Annotated in this window: 13 protein-coding genes; 6 read left to right on the top strand and 7 right to left on the bottom strand. The window is 67.9% G+C overall.

All coding sequences use genetic code 11. The features are described from left to right. Window positions 1–121 precede the first annotated feature (121 nt). The gene (locus tag LT970_RS08390) at window positions 122–604 is read right to left on the bottom strand and encodes a GNAT family N-acetyltransferase (RefSeq protein ID WP_232686018.1); all 483 of its coding nucleotides are present in this window, start codon (window positions 602–604) and stop codon (window positions 122–124) included. 87 nt (window positions 605–691) lie between these two features. On the opposite strand from LT970_RS08390, the gene LT970_RS08385 reads away from it, so the two are divergent. The 4 genes from LT970_RS08385 to LT970_RS08370 all read left to right on the top strand — a co-directional run bounded on the left by LT970_RS08385 (window position 692) and on the right by LT970_RS08370 (window position 4,623). Further along, the gene (locus LT970_RS08385; protein WP_232686017.1) at window positions 692–1,465 is read left to right on the top strand and encodes a DUF502 domain-containing protein; all 774 of its coding nucleotides are present in this window, start codon (window positions 692–694) and stop codon (window positions 1,463–1,465) included. Further along, on the top strand, window positions 1,462–1,872 hold the full coding sequence (locus LT970_RS08380) for an archease (protein WP_232686016.1): 411 nt from the start codon (window positions 1,462–1,464) through the stop codon (window positions 1,870–1,872). The genes LT970_RS08385 and LT970_RS08380 overlap by 4 nt, the downstream gene beginning before the upstream one ends. Before the next feature lie 134 nt (window positions 1,873–2,006). Further along, window positions 2,007–3,059 carry a DoxX family protein gene (locus tag LT970_RS08375; RefSeq protein ID WP_232686015.1) on the top strand — a complete coding sequence of 351 codons (1,053 nt, stop codon included), beginning with the start codon at window positions 2,007–2,009 and terminating at the stop codon, window positions 3,057–3,059. Between the two features lie 55 nt (window positions 3,060–3,114). Further along, the gene (locus tag LT970_RS08370; RefSeq protein WP_232686014.1) at window positions 3,115–4,623 is read left to right on the top strand and encodes an RtcB family protein; all 1,509 of its coding nucleotides are present in this window, start codon (window positions 3,115–3,117) and stop codon (window positions 4,621–4,623) included. A 36-nt stretch (window positions 4,624–4,659) separates the two neighbouring features. Here the strand turns inward: LT970_RS08370 and LT970_RS08365 are convergent, their stop codons facing one another. From LT970_RS08365 to LT970_RS08345, 5 genes are all read right to left on the bottom strand, one after another. Beyond that, window positions 4,660–6,042, bottom strand: coding sequence for a bifunctional metallophosphatase/5'-nucleotidase (locus LT970_RS08365; protein ID WP_232686013.1), 1,383 nt, complete (start codon window positions 6,040–6,042; stop codon window positions 4,660–4,662). A gap of 52 nt (window positions 6,043–6,094) precedes the next feature. After that, window positions 6,095–6,580 (bottom strand): hypothetical protein, encoded by a 486-nt coding sequence (locus LT970_RS08360; protein ID WP_232686012.1) that lies wholly within the window; start codon window positions 6,578–6,580, stop codon window positions 6,095–6,097. Window positions 6,581–6,723: 143 nt separating this feature from the next. Next, entirely contained in the window at window positions 6,724–7,131 is a 408-nt protein-coding gene (locus LT970_RS08355) for a DUF7969 family protein (protein WP_232686011.1), read from the bottom strand. Between the two features lie 55 nt (window positions 7,132–7,186). Next, window positions 7,187–7,528: a hypothetical protein gene (locus LT970_RS08350; RefSeq protein ID WP_232686010.1), complete on the bottom strand. Its 342-nt coding sequence runs from the start codon at window positions 7,526–7,528 to the stop codon at window positions 7,187–7,189. 197 nt (window positions 7,529–7,725) lie between these two features. Further along, on the bottom strand, window positions 7,726–8,274 hold the full coding sequence (locus LT970_RS08345; protein ID WP_232686009.1) for a hypothetical protein: 549 nt from the start codon (window positions 8,272–8,274) through the stop codon (window positions 7,726–7,728). A 457-nt stretch (window positions 8,275–8,731) separates the two neighbouring features. Here LT970_RS08345 and LT970_RS08340 point away from each other — a divergent pair, with 457 nt between their 5' ends. Together LT970_RS08340 and LT970_RS08335 are read left to right on the top strand one after the other, a co-directional pair. After that, window positions 8,732–11,380 (top strand): ATP-dependent helicase, encoded by a 2,649-nt coding sequence (locus tag LT970_RS08340; RefSeq protein WP_232686008.1) that lies wholly within the window; start codon window positions 8,732–8,734, stop codon window positions 11,378–11,380. Between the two features lie 51 nt (window positions 11,381–11,431). Further along, a complete protein-coding gene (locus LT970_RS08335) occupies window positions 11,432–11,851 on the top strand; it encodes a DUF6789 family protein (RefSeq protein WP_232686007.1) in 420 nt (139 codons plus the stop codon). Window positions 11,852–11,879: 28 nt separating this feature from the next. Here the strand turns inward: LT970_RS08335 and LT970_RS08330 are convergent, their stop codons facing one another. Then, entirely contained in the window at window positions 11,880–14,612 is a 2,733-nt protein-coding gene (locus LT970_RS08330; RefSeq protein WP_232686006.1) for an ATP-dependent helicase, read from the bottom strand. Between the last annotated feature and the right edge of the window lie 44 nt (window positions 14,613–14,656).

Here is a 14,656-nt window from a genome sequence, read left to right as displayed (position 1 = left end):
GGAGCCCTCGTGGTAACCGGCTGGCCAGCGGCGCGGTCGGACGCGGCGCTGGAACGCGTTGCTGGCGTCTACCGGCGTGAAGTCAGCCACGCTGGGTCGATGGGACCACGATGCGCGTGGGCTACCGGCGGCCGCGGAGGATCTCCGAGATGCGGTCTCGGATCCGTTCGCGGTCCCCGAGTCGAAGGTAGTACGCTCCACCGCCGTCCTCGTAGTAGTTGTCGATCTCGCGCTCCACGCCGAATCCGAGGTGTCGGTAGAACTCGAGGGCGTTCTCGTTGCTCACGCGGGCGTGACACGACGCCTTCCCGGCGTCCTCGGCGACGGACGCAACGAGTCGCTCGCCGTACCCCTGGCCGCGGTAGTCTGGTTCGACCGCGAGAAACAGGATGTAGCCGTCCGAGCGCGCCGTGGCGAATCCGACGAGGTCGTCGCCGTCGAGGACGCAGTGAACCGTCGAGCGCCGGTAGGCGTTCGCGAAGAACCCGCGGCGCTGTTTGAGGAGTCCCTCTCGTTCGCGGATGCGCTCTTTCAACTCCCACGCGCTGTCGAGGAGGTCGTCCTCGCCTGGCGGGACCACTCGGTCGGTCACCGTGACGCTCACTGCCAGTGGTTAACAGCCCAGTGACTATAATTCCACCGTCACGGAAGGCCGAAACCCTTTCCCTCGTCGTGGGCGTGCGCGCAAACGATGCTCGCCGATACGGGGCCGACGGGAGAGCGAGTACAGCAGGCGAGCGCGTCCATGTACGACAAGGTCAGGGAAGCGGCCCTCACAGGCGTCGCCGTCGTCGTGCCGTTGCTCGTCACGCTGTACGTGATGAGCGTCGCCGCGGGCGTGATAACGGACCTTCTCGACCCGCTGGTCGACGCCCTCGACAAACTCGGGATGACGCCGAACGCCTCGGAGTTGCTCGTCGACGCCTTCGGCGTGCTGGGCATCGTCGCGCTCACGCTGCTCGTGGGGTTCGTGGCGTCGTTTCGCTCCGGGGAGCGCGTCCTCGAGTACTTCGACGCGGCACTCGAACGAATTCCGGGGCTCGGCGCCGTGTACAAGAGCTTTCGGCAGATGAGCGACGTGATGCTCGAGAGCGACGCGGACAACTTTCAGGAGGTGGTGCTCGTGGAGTACCCGGCCGAGGAGACGTACACGCTCGGGTTCCGCACGACGGAGACGCCCGACGCCATCGAGGCGGCCGCGGGACGAGAGGGCATGGAGACGTTGTTCCTCCCGCTCGCGCCGAACCCGGTGATGGGTGGGTTCCTCGCGCACGTCCCCGGCGACCGCGTTCGTGACGTGGACATGACCGTCGAGGAGGGCATCCGCACAATCGTCACGACCGGCGTCGCCACCGCGGAGACCGACGCGGGGAGCGCGGAGGGACTGTCGCGTGCGCGCCTCGAACAACTCACCGGCCAGGACGTCCCCGAGGTGTCGCGCCGAGACGGGGGAGGCTCAGAGTGAGCTTCCGACTCCGGGACCACACCGCGGACGTGGCCGTGGAGGCGAACGCGGACAGCCTCGGCGGCGTGTTCGCCGCCGTCGCGGACGGACTGGCGGCGGCGATGTGCGACGAGATTCCCGACTCGGGCGAGCGATTCACCGTAACGGAGCGCGCCGAGAGCCGGGAGGCGCTGTTGTTCGACTACCTCGACCGCCTCATCTACGAGCGCGACGTGCGCGGCGTCCTCCCCGTGGACCACCGCGTCGAGGTGTCCCAACTGGACGGCGAGTGGGTCGTGGAGGCGAGCGCGCGCGGCGTCCCACTGAACGAGGTGCACGCCCGCGAGATCAAGGCGGTGACGTACTCCGAGATGCGCCTCGAGGAGCGAGCGGACAACTGGTTCGCGTACGTGGTTTTCGACGTCTGAGGCACTGCGCCGGGGTTCGTCGGGGACGAGACCCGCCGAGGACTGGGGTTCGATGAGGGGATCGAGGTTCGCTGAGGTGGGACTGCTGCCGACGACTGCGGCGGGTTTTTGGCGCCCGGACGGCAACTCTGGGTATGGTCCCAGGAACTGGCGGTCTCGTCGGACTTCCGGGCACCGGCGGTTCACTCCCGCACGTCGACTACGTCGTGGAGGGCGCTCCGCACGTCGCCGCCGTGCGCTTCCTCGTGGACGTGCTTTCGGACCCACTGAACGCTGCGTTGATCGGCGGCGGCGGGCTCGCGGTCCTGTTCACGATGGTCGCGTTTCTCCGCTTCCGCCCGGCAGAAGCCGACGTGTACGCGCTCCGGCAGGCGCTCGCGGGCTACCACGAGTTCCTGCCGTGGATGCTCCGCCTCGCCGTCGGCCTGCCGCTGGTCGGCGCGGGCTTCGCGGGCTACTACTTCTCGCCGCTCGTTGAGACCCAGCTCCGCGTCCTCCAGGTGGCACTGGGGTTCCTGTTGTTGTTCGGGCTGGCGACCCGCGTCGTCGCGCTCGCCGGCCTCCTCGCGTACCTCGCGGGCCTCGCTGTCCGTCCAGAACTCGTGCTCGCGAGCGAGTACGTCGGCGGGTTCCTCGCCATCCTGCTGCTCGGGAGCGGGCGGCCGAGCGCCGACCATCTCCTCCAGCGCGTGGCGGCCACCGAGGGGAGCGTGTACGGCCGAGTCGACCCGCTACACCCGATTGTCGACCGGTTCAACGCCGCCATCGAACCCTACGAGCGGTACGCGCCGACGGTGCTGCGCGCGGGCGTCGGCTTCAACTTCGCGCTCCTGGGCTTCTGGGAGAAACTCGCCCACCCGGGGCCGGCACTCGCCGTCGTGGACAAGTACAACCTCACTCAGGTGGTCCCGGTCGACCCCGGCATGTGGGTCGTGGGCGCTGGCCTCACCGAACTCGCGGTCGGCGTGTTCCTGTTCGTCGGGTTGTTCACGCGCGCCACCGCTGCCACCGCGTTCGTGGTGTTGACGACGACGCTGTTCGGCCTGCCGGACGACCCGGTGCTCGCGCACGTCACGCTGTTCGGCCTCTCGTCGGCGCTGTTCGTCACGGGCGGCGGCCCGTTCTCCATCGACGAACGCCTCGGCTGGGTCGCCGACCGCGTCGGCCTGCGCTCGTCGCCGGAGTGAACGTCCCGGCCGCGTAGACGAAACGCCTACCACTGTGACGCGCCGACGTTCACGCATGACTACGTTTGACGCCGACGGCCACACGCTCACGGAGGTCGAGGCGAACGTCTGGGAACTCGAGCGGGACGACGAGATGCGCGTTCCGGCGCGCGTGTTCGCCAACGACGCGCTCTTAGAGCACATCGGCGACGACAAGACCCTCGACCAGTTGCGGAACGTGGCGTGCATGCCCGGCGTCGTCGCGCCCGCGCTCTGCATGCCTGACGGCCACCAGGGGTACGGCTTCCCGGTCGGCGGCGTCGCGGCGTTCGACGCCGAAGACGGCTGCATATCGCCTGGCGGCGTCGGGTTCGACATCAACTGCGGCGTCCGCATGGTGAAGACGAATCTCACCTACGGCGACGTCGAGGGCCGGGAGGAGGAACTCGTCGACGCGCTGTTCGACGCCGTGCCCTGCGGCCTCGGCGGTGGCGGCGTCGTGGAGGGGACCCACACTGACCTCGAAGCCGCGCTCGAACGCGGCGTCGACTGGTGCGTCGAGGAGGGGTACGCGGTCCGCGACGACCTGCGGCACTGCGAGGACGAGGGCCGCCGCCCCGACGCCGACCCGGACGCCGTCTCGAAGAAGGCAAAGGACCGCGGCGCGAGCCAGATGGGGTCGCTCGGCTCGGGCAACCACTTCCTCGAAGTCCAGCGCGTGACTGACGTGTACGACGACGACACCGCCGAATCGTTCGGTCTCGACGAGGACCAGGTCGTCGTCCTCATCCACTGCGGGTCCCGGGGACTCGGCCATCAGGTGTGTTCGGACTATCTCCGGCGCATCGAACAGGAGGAACCCGAGTTCCTCGAGAGCCTGCCGAACAAGGACCTCGCCGCCGCGCCCGCCGACTCCGAGTTGGCCGAGGAGTACTACGGCGCGATGTGCGCGGCCATCAACTTCGCGTGGGTGAACCGCCAGCTCATCACGCACGCGGTGCGCGAGACGTTCGCGGACGTCTTCGACGCCTCGTGGGAGTCCCTGGAGATGGACCTGCTGTACGACGTCGCGCACAACATCGCGAAGAAAGAATCCCACGACGTGTACGTCACCGAGGACGGCTACAGCCTCTACCCCGGCGAGGACGGTGGCGGGCGCGTCGAGCGCGACCTATACGTCCACCGAAAGGGCGCGACGCGCGCGTTCCCTGCGGGCCACCCGGAACTTCCGGAGGCGTACCGCGGCGTCGGCCAGCCAGTCATCATTCCGGGGAGCATGGGCGCCGGGAGCTACGTGCTGAAGGGTGGCGCGGAGTCACTCGCGCGCTCGTTTGGTTCCACCGCACACGGCGCAGGGCGCCTGATGAGTCGCACGCAGGCCAAACAGGACTACCAGGGCGGCGACGTACAGGACGACCTCCGCGAGCAGAACCGGATCTACGTGAAGGCGGCCTCCGGCGCGACTATCGCGGAGGAGGCGCCGGGCGTCTACAAGGACGTCGACGAGGTCGTCGGCGTCTCCGACGCGCTCGGCATCGGCGACCTCGTGGTTCGCACGTACCCCGTCTGCAACATCAAGGGGTAACCAGCGGATGGCGGCGCGACAGCAGGTCGCGGCGTGTCAGTGAATCGTCGGCTGGTCGAGGTACGGCCGCTGGATGCGCCCTTCGACGTCCGTGTTGACGCCGTGTTCGCGGGCGCGTTCGACGAGCGCATCCCGGAGCGTCGCCGCCGTCCGCACCACGTCCTCGCTCCCGATGGCGCGCACGATGTGGTCGGTCACGACGTGGTAATCGGAGAGTGCGACCTCGTAGTGCTCGTCCGGATGCACCGGTTCCCCGCCGACGCGCGCCTCGATTATCGAGTGGTCGCGGTCGTCGTAGGTGAGTTCGGCACCCGAGACGTGGCCGAACCACCACGCGGGCACGTCCTCGTCCTCGTAGCGCGCGGCCAGCGAGAGGTCGCGCAACGCGTCGAGGAGCGTCGCGCCGTCGACGCGGGCGACCAGCACGTCGTTGTCGAACGGCGCGAGGCCGTGGAGGTCCGCGACAGTCACGTCGCCCGAGAGCGGGTCGTCCTCCCGGATGCCGCCGACGATGAGCGCCGCGTCAGCGTCGCCCGCCCAGCGGAGCGCGTCGGTGACGAAGTTCCCGACAGGGCTCTCCCCGCCCTTCCGGTCGCGCTCGGTGCGCGTGACTGGTTCCTCGGCGCGCGCGACAGTCTCCGTCAGCCCGGTTTTGGCCAGTCGCTCCCGGAGCGCGCCGGCGACCGCCTCGTCAGATTCGTAGTCCGTGGTGTCGTGGTGTGTGGCCGTCGCGCCGTCACCATCGAGGGTCACTTCCAGCAGCGCGTGGCCACAGGCCCCGGGCCGCGCGACGAGCGTGTCGTCCACGCGAGCGACGTGCTGGTCGTGGTCGTGGCCGCCGAGGATGACGTCCGCGTCGACGTTCGCGGCGAGTTCCTCGTCGCTTCCCCCGCGATGGGAGACGACCACGACGTGGTCTGCGCCCGCGTCCCGGAGGTCCTGTTCGGCCGAGCGGACCGCGCCGGCCGCGTTCCGAACCTCGAGTGACCCGGCGACGGGATTGATCTCGGGCGTGTTCTCCGCGGTCACGCCGACCAATCCGACCGTCGCGTTCGCCGTCTCTACGAGCGCAGTCGGGGACGTGTGCTCGGCGGCAAAGCGCTCTCCGTCGAGGTAGACGTTCGCGTTCAGCCACGTTCCCGGGAACTCGCTGGCTCGCTCTCGTGCGGCGTCGAACCCGGGGTCGAAGTCGTGGTTGCCGAACGTCTCGACGTCCGGTTCCACGGCGTCGAAGAAGTCCTGTGCCTGCGCGCCGTCGCACGCGAGCGACAACACGCCCGGGCCGGTGTTGTCACCACCTCCCGTGACGACCGTGTCACTGTCTCGGTGGTCCTCGATAGCGCCGGCCAGTCTGCCGATTCGCTCGGGGGTGTCGTAGGCGTTCTCCACGTCAGCGTAGTGGAGAATACGGACTGTCATGGCGCGTGTTTGCGCACAGACGGCGAAAAGCGTTCCGCGGGATTCCGTTCAGCTACGACTCGGTGGTCGTGGTGCCAGCGGGAGCGCAGTCGTGGGTCGCCACGTACGTGATTTCGACGCCGTCCTGCTGGACGTTCACGCCGATGTCGAGACACGACTCGGCGGTCGTCTCCTTCGAGAACAGCGTCTTGAACGTCTCCTCGGTGTCCCGGACGCGCGCCCGCACCAGCCACTCGCCGCGCTTCTGCGGGAACGCGGGCGGCGTGAACGTAGCGCCCTGGACACTCTGGTTGCCGGAGTTGTTCGACCAGTCGTTCGTCCCCGGGAGCGACACGTCCTGCCAGAACACCACGTCGCCGTCGAGTTCCAGTTGCAGGTCCAGAGAGACCTCCTGAGACAGCGAGTTGCTGACGCGAACCCGGTCGAGGCGCGGTTGTTTGTGCTTCGTCGACGACCCCGACCCCGTAGAACAACCCGCGAGACCCGCGAGCGAGAGCACGCCGGCGCGGACTGCGTTGCGGCGCGTGAGTTCTGGCATACCATGACGCCACACAGCGCCGCGAGTAAAGCGTGTGGGTTTCGGGGAGCATCCGACGACGGGCGGCAGACGCCGTCGGTCCGGGTACGGAGTTACCGCAGTCGGCCAACCACTCGGTCACTGGAGTCGGCCTTGGCTCCGTGTCACCGCGGTCCACCGGGTCCGGACGGCCCCCGGGGACCGCTCGGCACGGACCCCTCGGCGAGTTCGACGTACTCCGATTCCTGGTCACCCTCGACCTCCCGGCCGTCCTCGTAGCGCACGAAGTTCAGATAGAACGGCTCGCCACAGCCGGGCGAATCGTCGACAGTCTCGCCCGATTCCGGCGCGTCCTCCTGGCCGAGATCCGGCGGGTACGACCACTCGATGTCGCTCTCCCCGCAGACGAACCGCACGCCGTCGACGTCGTCTGCCTCGTAGCTATCCCCGGGCGAGACGTACGTCCACCCCTCGAGTGGGAACGGTGTCACGGACTTGTCCGCGAGATACGCGTCTCGCTCCAGCGTGGCGATTGCGCCACAGCGCGGACAGTAGTACGTCACGTCGACCATACTTCGCGTTGGACCTCCGGCAGTTTAGGACAATCGCCGGTTCCCGGGTGGACCGCTACCCGTCGCTTTCGTCAGGCGACTGTGCGTCGTCGTCGGAGGAATGGCCGTTGGTTTCGGACGACTCCGTCTCGGCGTCGCCGGCGTCCTCGCGAGGCGAAGTTGCGCGAGGGCTCGTCGAACCCCGGTCGCCGGCGTCCTCGAGCGCGGCGACGCGCTCCTCGAGTTCCGCAATCCGGTTTCGGGTCTCCAGTCGAGCGTTCTGGACGACCGGAGCGACGAACAGCAGGAACATCAGCGCGCCGATCATCCCCGCTGGACCGAACAACAGGAGTCCGACGCCGCCGATGGGGAAGATGAGCGCGACCAGCAGGATGCCAGACCAGTTCAGGCGTGCCATACCCCGTCTGCCCGCTCACCGAGCATAAATCCTGTACATCTGACACCAGAAGCGTTCTCGTTTGTGGAACTGATGCGCTGGCCGACGCGAGCCCTCGATGTGTCCGAACGGGAGTAACGTTCGTCGACCGAGTGGGCCGGAGACCCAGGCAGGTCGGCGATTTACTGCGCGAGCAAAGCGCCCCCTGGCGAAAGCGCCTACCGGAACCCACGACCGACGTCGTCGTCCTCGATGAGGTCGTCGAGTTCGCTGTTCAGCAGTTCGTCGGCGTCCGCGAACTCGTCGGCCAGGTCGTCCATCGCGTCGGGACGGCCGTACGGGTCGTAGTCCATCGGGCCGAACGCCGGGCTTTCGACGGCGTCCATCGCGTCCTCGAAGAAGTCCGCGGGCGTCGTCGGCGCGTCGGCGTGCGCCTGCAACACCTGTTCGAGTTTGCTCGCGCGGTCCTTCGCGTCGTCCTCGTCCTCTGCCGCGGACTGCACCGCGAACCGCCCCGCGTCGTCGCTCGGCAGGAACTCGTCGAGACCGTCGTCGATCTTCCGCGCGACCCGGGAACCCACGCCCTTCACTTCGAAGGGGTTCTTCGCGTACGTCTTCAGGTGGTAGACGCCGCGGCCGGGATGGCCGAGGTAGAAGTCCTCGCCGAGTCCGCGCTGTCGGTCTCCGGCGACCGCACGCCAGCCGTCCGGGTCCACGCCCGAATCGACGACTTCGTTCACGATGTCGTCCCAGTCCCGTACTCGCATCGGGTGGGGGTTGGTAGTTCGGCGACTTAAGCGGTGTCCTCGCTAGTCCGAGTTGGCAGAATTGTCCGCGGGTTCGCTCTCGTAGCCGACTTCTCCTGAAAGCCCTCACGCGCCTCGCGTGCGCTCAGCGACATATCCTCTCAGTCGCTTCGCTCCCTCGCGGACAGTGGCCGCTGAGCGCACACAGGCTTCGCCCGCGAGGCGCGCTCGCCCTTTCAATCCACCAGGATACCGGGAAGCCGGTAGCGGGGAGGGAATGAAAGGGGCCGGTCGCTCGCGCTTGCGTGGTCGGTTCGTCGGCCACTATCTGCGAACGCAGTGAGCAGATATGCCGACGAGCGACCGCGAGCGACCGGGGGCTTTCTGGGCGTTGTCACACCTGAAGTTGTCCATAAGACGAACGCCAACTCCTCCTAGGAGCGACAACGTTTTTCGCCGGGACTGCGAGATGTTGTTCGTGAACGTCAGGGGCGAGGTCACCGACGTGGCAGAGGTGCGGTCGGTGAACACGCAGTACGGAGACAAGGACATTCTGGAGGTACGCGTGCGCCCACTGGAGGAAGCCGAGTCCGTCCAGGTCACGCTCTGGGGGAAGTGGACGGAGACGGCAGAGTACCTCGACGAGGGGATGGAACTCGTGGTGACCGACGCGGAGGAAGACGAGTGGAACGGCGAGACGCAGTACTCGACGTCGAAGTCGTCGTACGTCGTGGTGGAGCCGGACTTCCTCGTGGACGTGACGAACATCCGGTCGTTCGTGCAGTGTCCACGGCTCTACTACCTCAACAAGCTCTCCGGGTTGCCGCTGAAGTACCCGGTGACGAAGGGGACTATCGTCCACGAGGTGTTCGGGGACCTGCTCCGCGGCCGGGACCTGGACGACGCCATCGAGGAGCGGGTGGGCGAGGCGGGCCTGGAACTCGGTCTGCTGGGGCGCGACAGACAGGAGGTCGAGGCGGACGTGCGCGCGAACGCGTCGGCCATCGAGGGGTGGCTCCAGCAGGGGACGCTCACCGACACCGACCAGTGGCGCTCCGAGTACACTCTCATCTCGGAGCGCTTCGGCATCAAGGGGCGATGTGACGCCATCCGCCGCGGGATGCCCGTGGAACTCAAGACGGGGAAGAACACGAACCGCGACCCGCGCTTCCACGACAAGGTGCAGGCGGCGTGCTACGCGCTGATGCTGGAGGAGCGCGGCGTCGAGGCGGACACCGGGACACTCCTCTACACGAAGAACGCCGCGGTCGAGCGCAACGAGGAAACGGGCGACCTCTCGCCCGCCAAGGAGTTCTCCGTCGGGAAGGGGTTCCTCGACTTCGTGGTGCGCCAGCGCAACCACCTCGCGGCGCTGGAACACGACGGCTCCCCGCCGACGGGCTACGAGGCCGACGCGAAATGCGAGTACTGCTTCGAGCAGGACACCTGCATGGTCGTGTCTGGGCGCCTCGACCAGGAGTCCAAGGCCGGCCAACTCGGGCAGGCGCTCCCTGCCGAGGAGCGCGAGTACTTCGACGAGATGTACGCGGCCATCGAGCGCGAGCGCCACTGTGTCCACGACGAGTACCGCAAACTCTGGGAGCAGTCGCCGGCGGAGCGCGCCGACGACGACCGCGCAGTCATCGACCTCGAACCCGCCGGGCAGACGGAACTCGAGGACGGCCGGTGGCGGCTCACTGCGAAACGCCCGAGCGCGGCGGCGTCGAAGATCCGGGAGGGCGACCGCGTGCTCGCGTCGGACGGCGACCCCGTGCACGGCACCGCGGAGATGGCTCGCATCGAACACCTCGACGAGTCCCGCGTGGAGGTGACGACGGACGAACCAGTCGACGTGCGCCGCCTCGACGTCTATCCGTCCGAACTCAACGTCGACCGGATGCTCACCGCGCTCCACGACGCGCTCTTGAAGGGCGACGAACGCCAGAAGGACGTGCTGTTCGACCGTGAGAGCCCCGAATTCGCGGACACCGACCACGGCCACATCGACAACAACGACGCGCAGAACGCAGCGGTCAACCGCGCGCTGAACGCCGAGGACTTCGCGCTCGTGCACGGCCCGCCCGGTACCGGGAAGACGTACACCATCGCGACGCTCATCCGGGCGTTCGTGGAGCGCGGCGACCGCGTTCTCCTCTCTGCGTTCACGAACCGCGCGGTGGACAACGCACTCGAAGCGCTTCGGGACCAGGGCCACGACAGCATCGTGCGCGTGGGGACGGAGAACGGCGTCCGTCCGGACATGCAGGACCTCCGACTCGACCAGTCCGGCGACCCGGCGGAGCGCGCGACGGCGCTCCAGTCCGCGAACGTCGTCGCGGCGACGACGTCGACCTCGGGGTCTCGCATCATGCGCGAGCAGGAGTTCGACGTGGTGCTCGTGGACGAGGCCTCCCAGTTGACGGAACCGGACACGCTCGCGGCCATCAACCGCGCAGATCGGTTCGTGCTCGTCGGCGACCACGAGCAGTTGCCGCCCGTGGTGCGCTCGGGTGGTCGACTCTCGGAGTCGCTGTTCCAGCGACTCGTGGAGACCCACCCGGAGGCGTCGGTGATGCTCGACCAGCAGTACCGGATGAGCCAGCGCATCCAGGCTTTTTCCTCTCAGGAGTTCTACGACGGCCAGTTGCGCCCGGCGACGGGCGAGGTGGCTGGCCAGCGACTCGCGGACGTCGGCGTCTCAGTCGGCGGCGTCGTGCAGGATGGCGTGTCCTTCCACCACGTCGAGGGAACCGAGGACGCGCACATCGACCCCGTGGAGGCCGAGCGCGTCGCGGACGTCGTCGAGGCGTACGTCGATGCGGGACTCGACCCCGAGGACGTCGGCGTCATCGCGCCGTTCCGCGCGCAGGTCGCGGAAATCGGCAACCGAGTGCGGGAGGGCGTGGCCGTCGACACCGTCGACCGTTTCCAGGGCTCCTCGAAGGAGGTCATCGTGGTGTCGTTCGTCGCGACGGGCGACCTCGACGGCCCCATCTTCGAGGACCACCGGCGCGTGAACGTCGCGCTCACGCGCGCGAAGAAGAGCCTCGTGCTCGTCGGCGACGAGGCGGCGCTTCGCTCCCGGCCGCTGTACGGCCGCATGGTGGAGTGGGCGTCCCTGGAGTAGGACGCCGTTTCTGGAGTAGTTTTTTCGTTCTGTGATGCATCTTACACGAACATGAAAGACTGGAGAGCAGCCATCGTGGCCGGCGTTCCGGCCACCGCGGTCCTCATCCTCGTGTTGCTGGCCAGCGACGTCCTGACGGGAACGGAGATCAACCCGTTCCAGTTACTCGCCGGATTCGTCGGTCTGAACCAGCAGTTCCTCGGCTTCGTGCTGTTCGTGCTCGTCGGCATCTTCGGGTGGCCGCTCATGTTCCTGAGTTTCGCCGGCTTCCTCCCCGGCGGCACTGACGCGGGCCGCGGACTGGTGTTCAGCATCGTGCTCTGGGTCGGCTTCATCAGCGCGTTTGCCGCCCCGTTCGGGGACGGTATCGTGACGTTCCTCGTCGCGTCGCTGCTCGCGCACGTCGCGTACGGCGTGGTGCTCGGCGGGACGTACGACCGACTCGCCGTCCACGACATCGGCGAAGTTTGACCTCGACGAACCCGGAGTGTGGACGGTCTCACTCTTCCAGTTGCTCGCGCACCCGCTCGTGGAACTCCCGCAACACCGCGTCCTCGTCCTCCGAGAGCACCACGTCGCTCGCGGACAGCGTCGCCAGGCCGAACGAGCGCGGCGACGGCGACTCGAGCGTGGTCTCGCGGACCGTCACGTCGCCCGCCTGCACTCTCGCCAGCACCTCCCGGACGCCCGCGAGGTCGAGTTTGTCCTCCGTCAGTTCCCGGTAGGTCTCCTCCATCACCGCGAACTCGTCTAACTCCTCGGCGAACCCCAGCAGCATCTCGCTCGCGACCTGCTGTTTGCTCGCGGACTTCTCGGAGCCCTTGTACCGCTTGAGTATCATCAGCGAGCGCGTCGCGTTGATGCGGAAGTACCGTTTGAGGAGGTCCGTGTCTCGGAGCGCGCGCCGCAACAGGTCCCGGACGTCCCCGGGTTCGGTGTCCCGGAGAAGGCCCGCAACGTCGACCTTGCGGTTCAGCGGCATCGACAGCGTGAAGCCGTTGTCCGCCACCGACACCGCGACGTTCGCGTTCGCCTCCTGCGCGCAGCGGTACGCCAGCACCCGCGAGAGACCGTCGTTGAACCGCCTTCCGAACGGGACGCGGACGTGGTAACGCCGCCGGTAGTCGCCGCGGTCTTTGACCTCCTCGATGGCGATGCGCTCGCCGGTGCTCACGCTGTCCGCGCCCGCGTACCGTATCTGGTCGTCGAACAGGCGGGAGAGCGCCCGCACCGCGTTGCCGTCCAGCGGGAATTCGCGGAGCCACCGCCGCACCGCCGACGCGCCGCCGTCCTCGTAGTGGTTCAGTAACTCGGACTGGAAGCGCGCGATCTCCCTGCCGAGGTCGTACGAGAGCGGGAGGCGCTCGGAGAACCACGACGGCACGGTCGCGCGCTCGCTCGTCGGGTCGACGTACACCTTCGACCCGCGGCGGTAGCGGTACGCGAACCGGTCGCCGCCGAGCACGAACACGTCGCCCGCCTCGAGCGTGTCGAGGTAGCTCTCGTCGAGTTGCCCGACCCACTCGTCGTCACCCCGGGTGTAGACGTTCACCGTAAAGGAGTCCGGAATCGTGCCGAGATTCTGGAGTAAAATCGGGCGCGCGAGGCGGCCGCGCTTCCCGACGAGCGTCCGCCCCACGTCGAACTCCGAGTAGTGGTGTTGTCCCTCCGGCGGGTCGTTCTCGTCGCGCCACACCTTCGCGTAGACGTTCCGGTCCTCCATCCCCTCGTAGTCCGCGGTGAGATAGCGCAGCAGGCGCTCGTACGCGTCATCGTCGTAGTCCCGGTAGGGGTACGCCGAGCGCAGGGTCGCCTTCACCTCGGACTCCCGGAGTGGCCCCGCGATCGCCATCCCGTAGACGTGCTGGGCGGCCACGTCGTCGGCGCGTTCCGGGATGTGGACGCGGTCCACGAACCCGCGCTCTGCCTGCCGGAGCATCACCGCACACTCCACGAGTTCGTCGCGGTCGAGCGCGATGACGCGGCCCGTCACGGTCCTGCCGGGGCGATGGCCCGCGCGCCCGACCCGCTGGAGCAGGCTGGCAACGGACTTGGGCGACCCGACCTGCACCACCAGATCGACGTGGGGCATGTCGATGCCGAGTTCGAGGCTCGTCGACGTCGTCACCACGTCCAGACTCCCCTCCTTCAGGCGCTCCTCGACGTCCTTCCGGCGGTCCTTCGAGAGACTGCCGTGGTGGCACGCCGAGTCCGCTTCGGCGACCACGCCGCGCTCCCGGAGGTTCTCGAGGACGCGCTCTGCCCCGGACCGCGTGTTCGTGAACACGAGCGTGTTCTCGTGGCCCTCGACGAGTCCGCCCAACTCCTCGTAGAACGCGTCGTTTATCGCGCCACTCGACGCGTTCACGAGGTCCGACGTCGGACACCGCAGTTCGAGGTCGTAGTCCCGCGAGAACCGCGCGTCCACGATTTCGCAGTCCCGGGGCTCGCGGTCCTGCTCCGTCTCATCGTATTGTTCGGCGCCGGGTTCCGCGTTCTCCTCGAATCCGACGAGAAAGCGCGCGATGTCCGACAGCGGTTCGACCGTCGCAGAACAGCCGATTCGCGTGAACCCGCCGGCGAGTCGCTGCAAGCGCTCTAAACTCACCGAGAGGTGCGTGCCGCGCTTCCCGCCCGCGAGACTGTGAATCTCGTCCACGACGACGTACTCGACGTGCGAGAGGCGTTCCCGGAACTTCGGCGAGTTCAGCAGGATAGCGAGCGTCTCGGGTGTCGTGTTCAGGACGTGTGGCGCCTCCTCGAGCATCTGCCGGCGCTCGTAGTCCGTCGTGTCCCCGTGCCGGATCGCCTGCCGGACGTCCGTCTCCACGCCGCGCTCCGCGAGGTTCTCCGCGATGCCCGACAGCGGATTCGCGAGGTTCCGCTCGATGTCGTTCGCGAGGGACTTCAGCGGCGACACGTACAGGCAGTAGACGCCGTTCTCCAGCCCCTCGTCCTGCTCTCGCTGGAACAACTCGTTCAGGATTGCGGTAAACGACGCGAGCGTCTTTCCGCTCCCCGTCGGCGCCGCGATGAGCGCGTTCTCCTCCTCGTGAATCAGCGGAATCGCGCGGCGCTGTGGCGGCGTCAAACACCCGCCGTCCTGGTCGGGGCTGCCGAAGCGCTCTATCCACCACTCCCGCACCGCGGGGTCGAGTCGGTCGAGCACCTCGCGGTCGGTACGGGCGGCGCTCTCACCCGCCGACAACGCCGCCTCCGACTCCGTCCCCATCTTCCCGAGTGGTTGGAACGCGACCGACAAGTGTCTGACGCCGC

Source organism: Halobacterium zhouii, from assembly GCF_021249405.1.
Taxonomy (GTDB): domain Archaea; phylum Halobacteriota; class Halobacteria; order Halobacteriales; family Halobacteriaceae; genus Halobacterium; species Halobacterium zhouii.
Note: the sequence above shows the minus strand (reverse complement) of the source record. Positions and strands in the feature narration are given on the sequence as shown.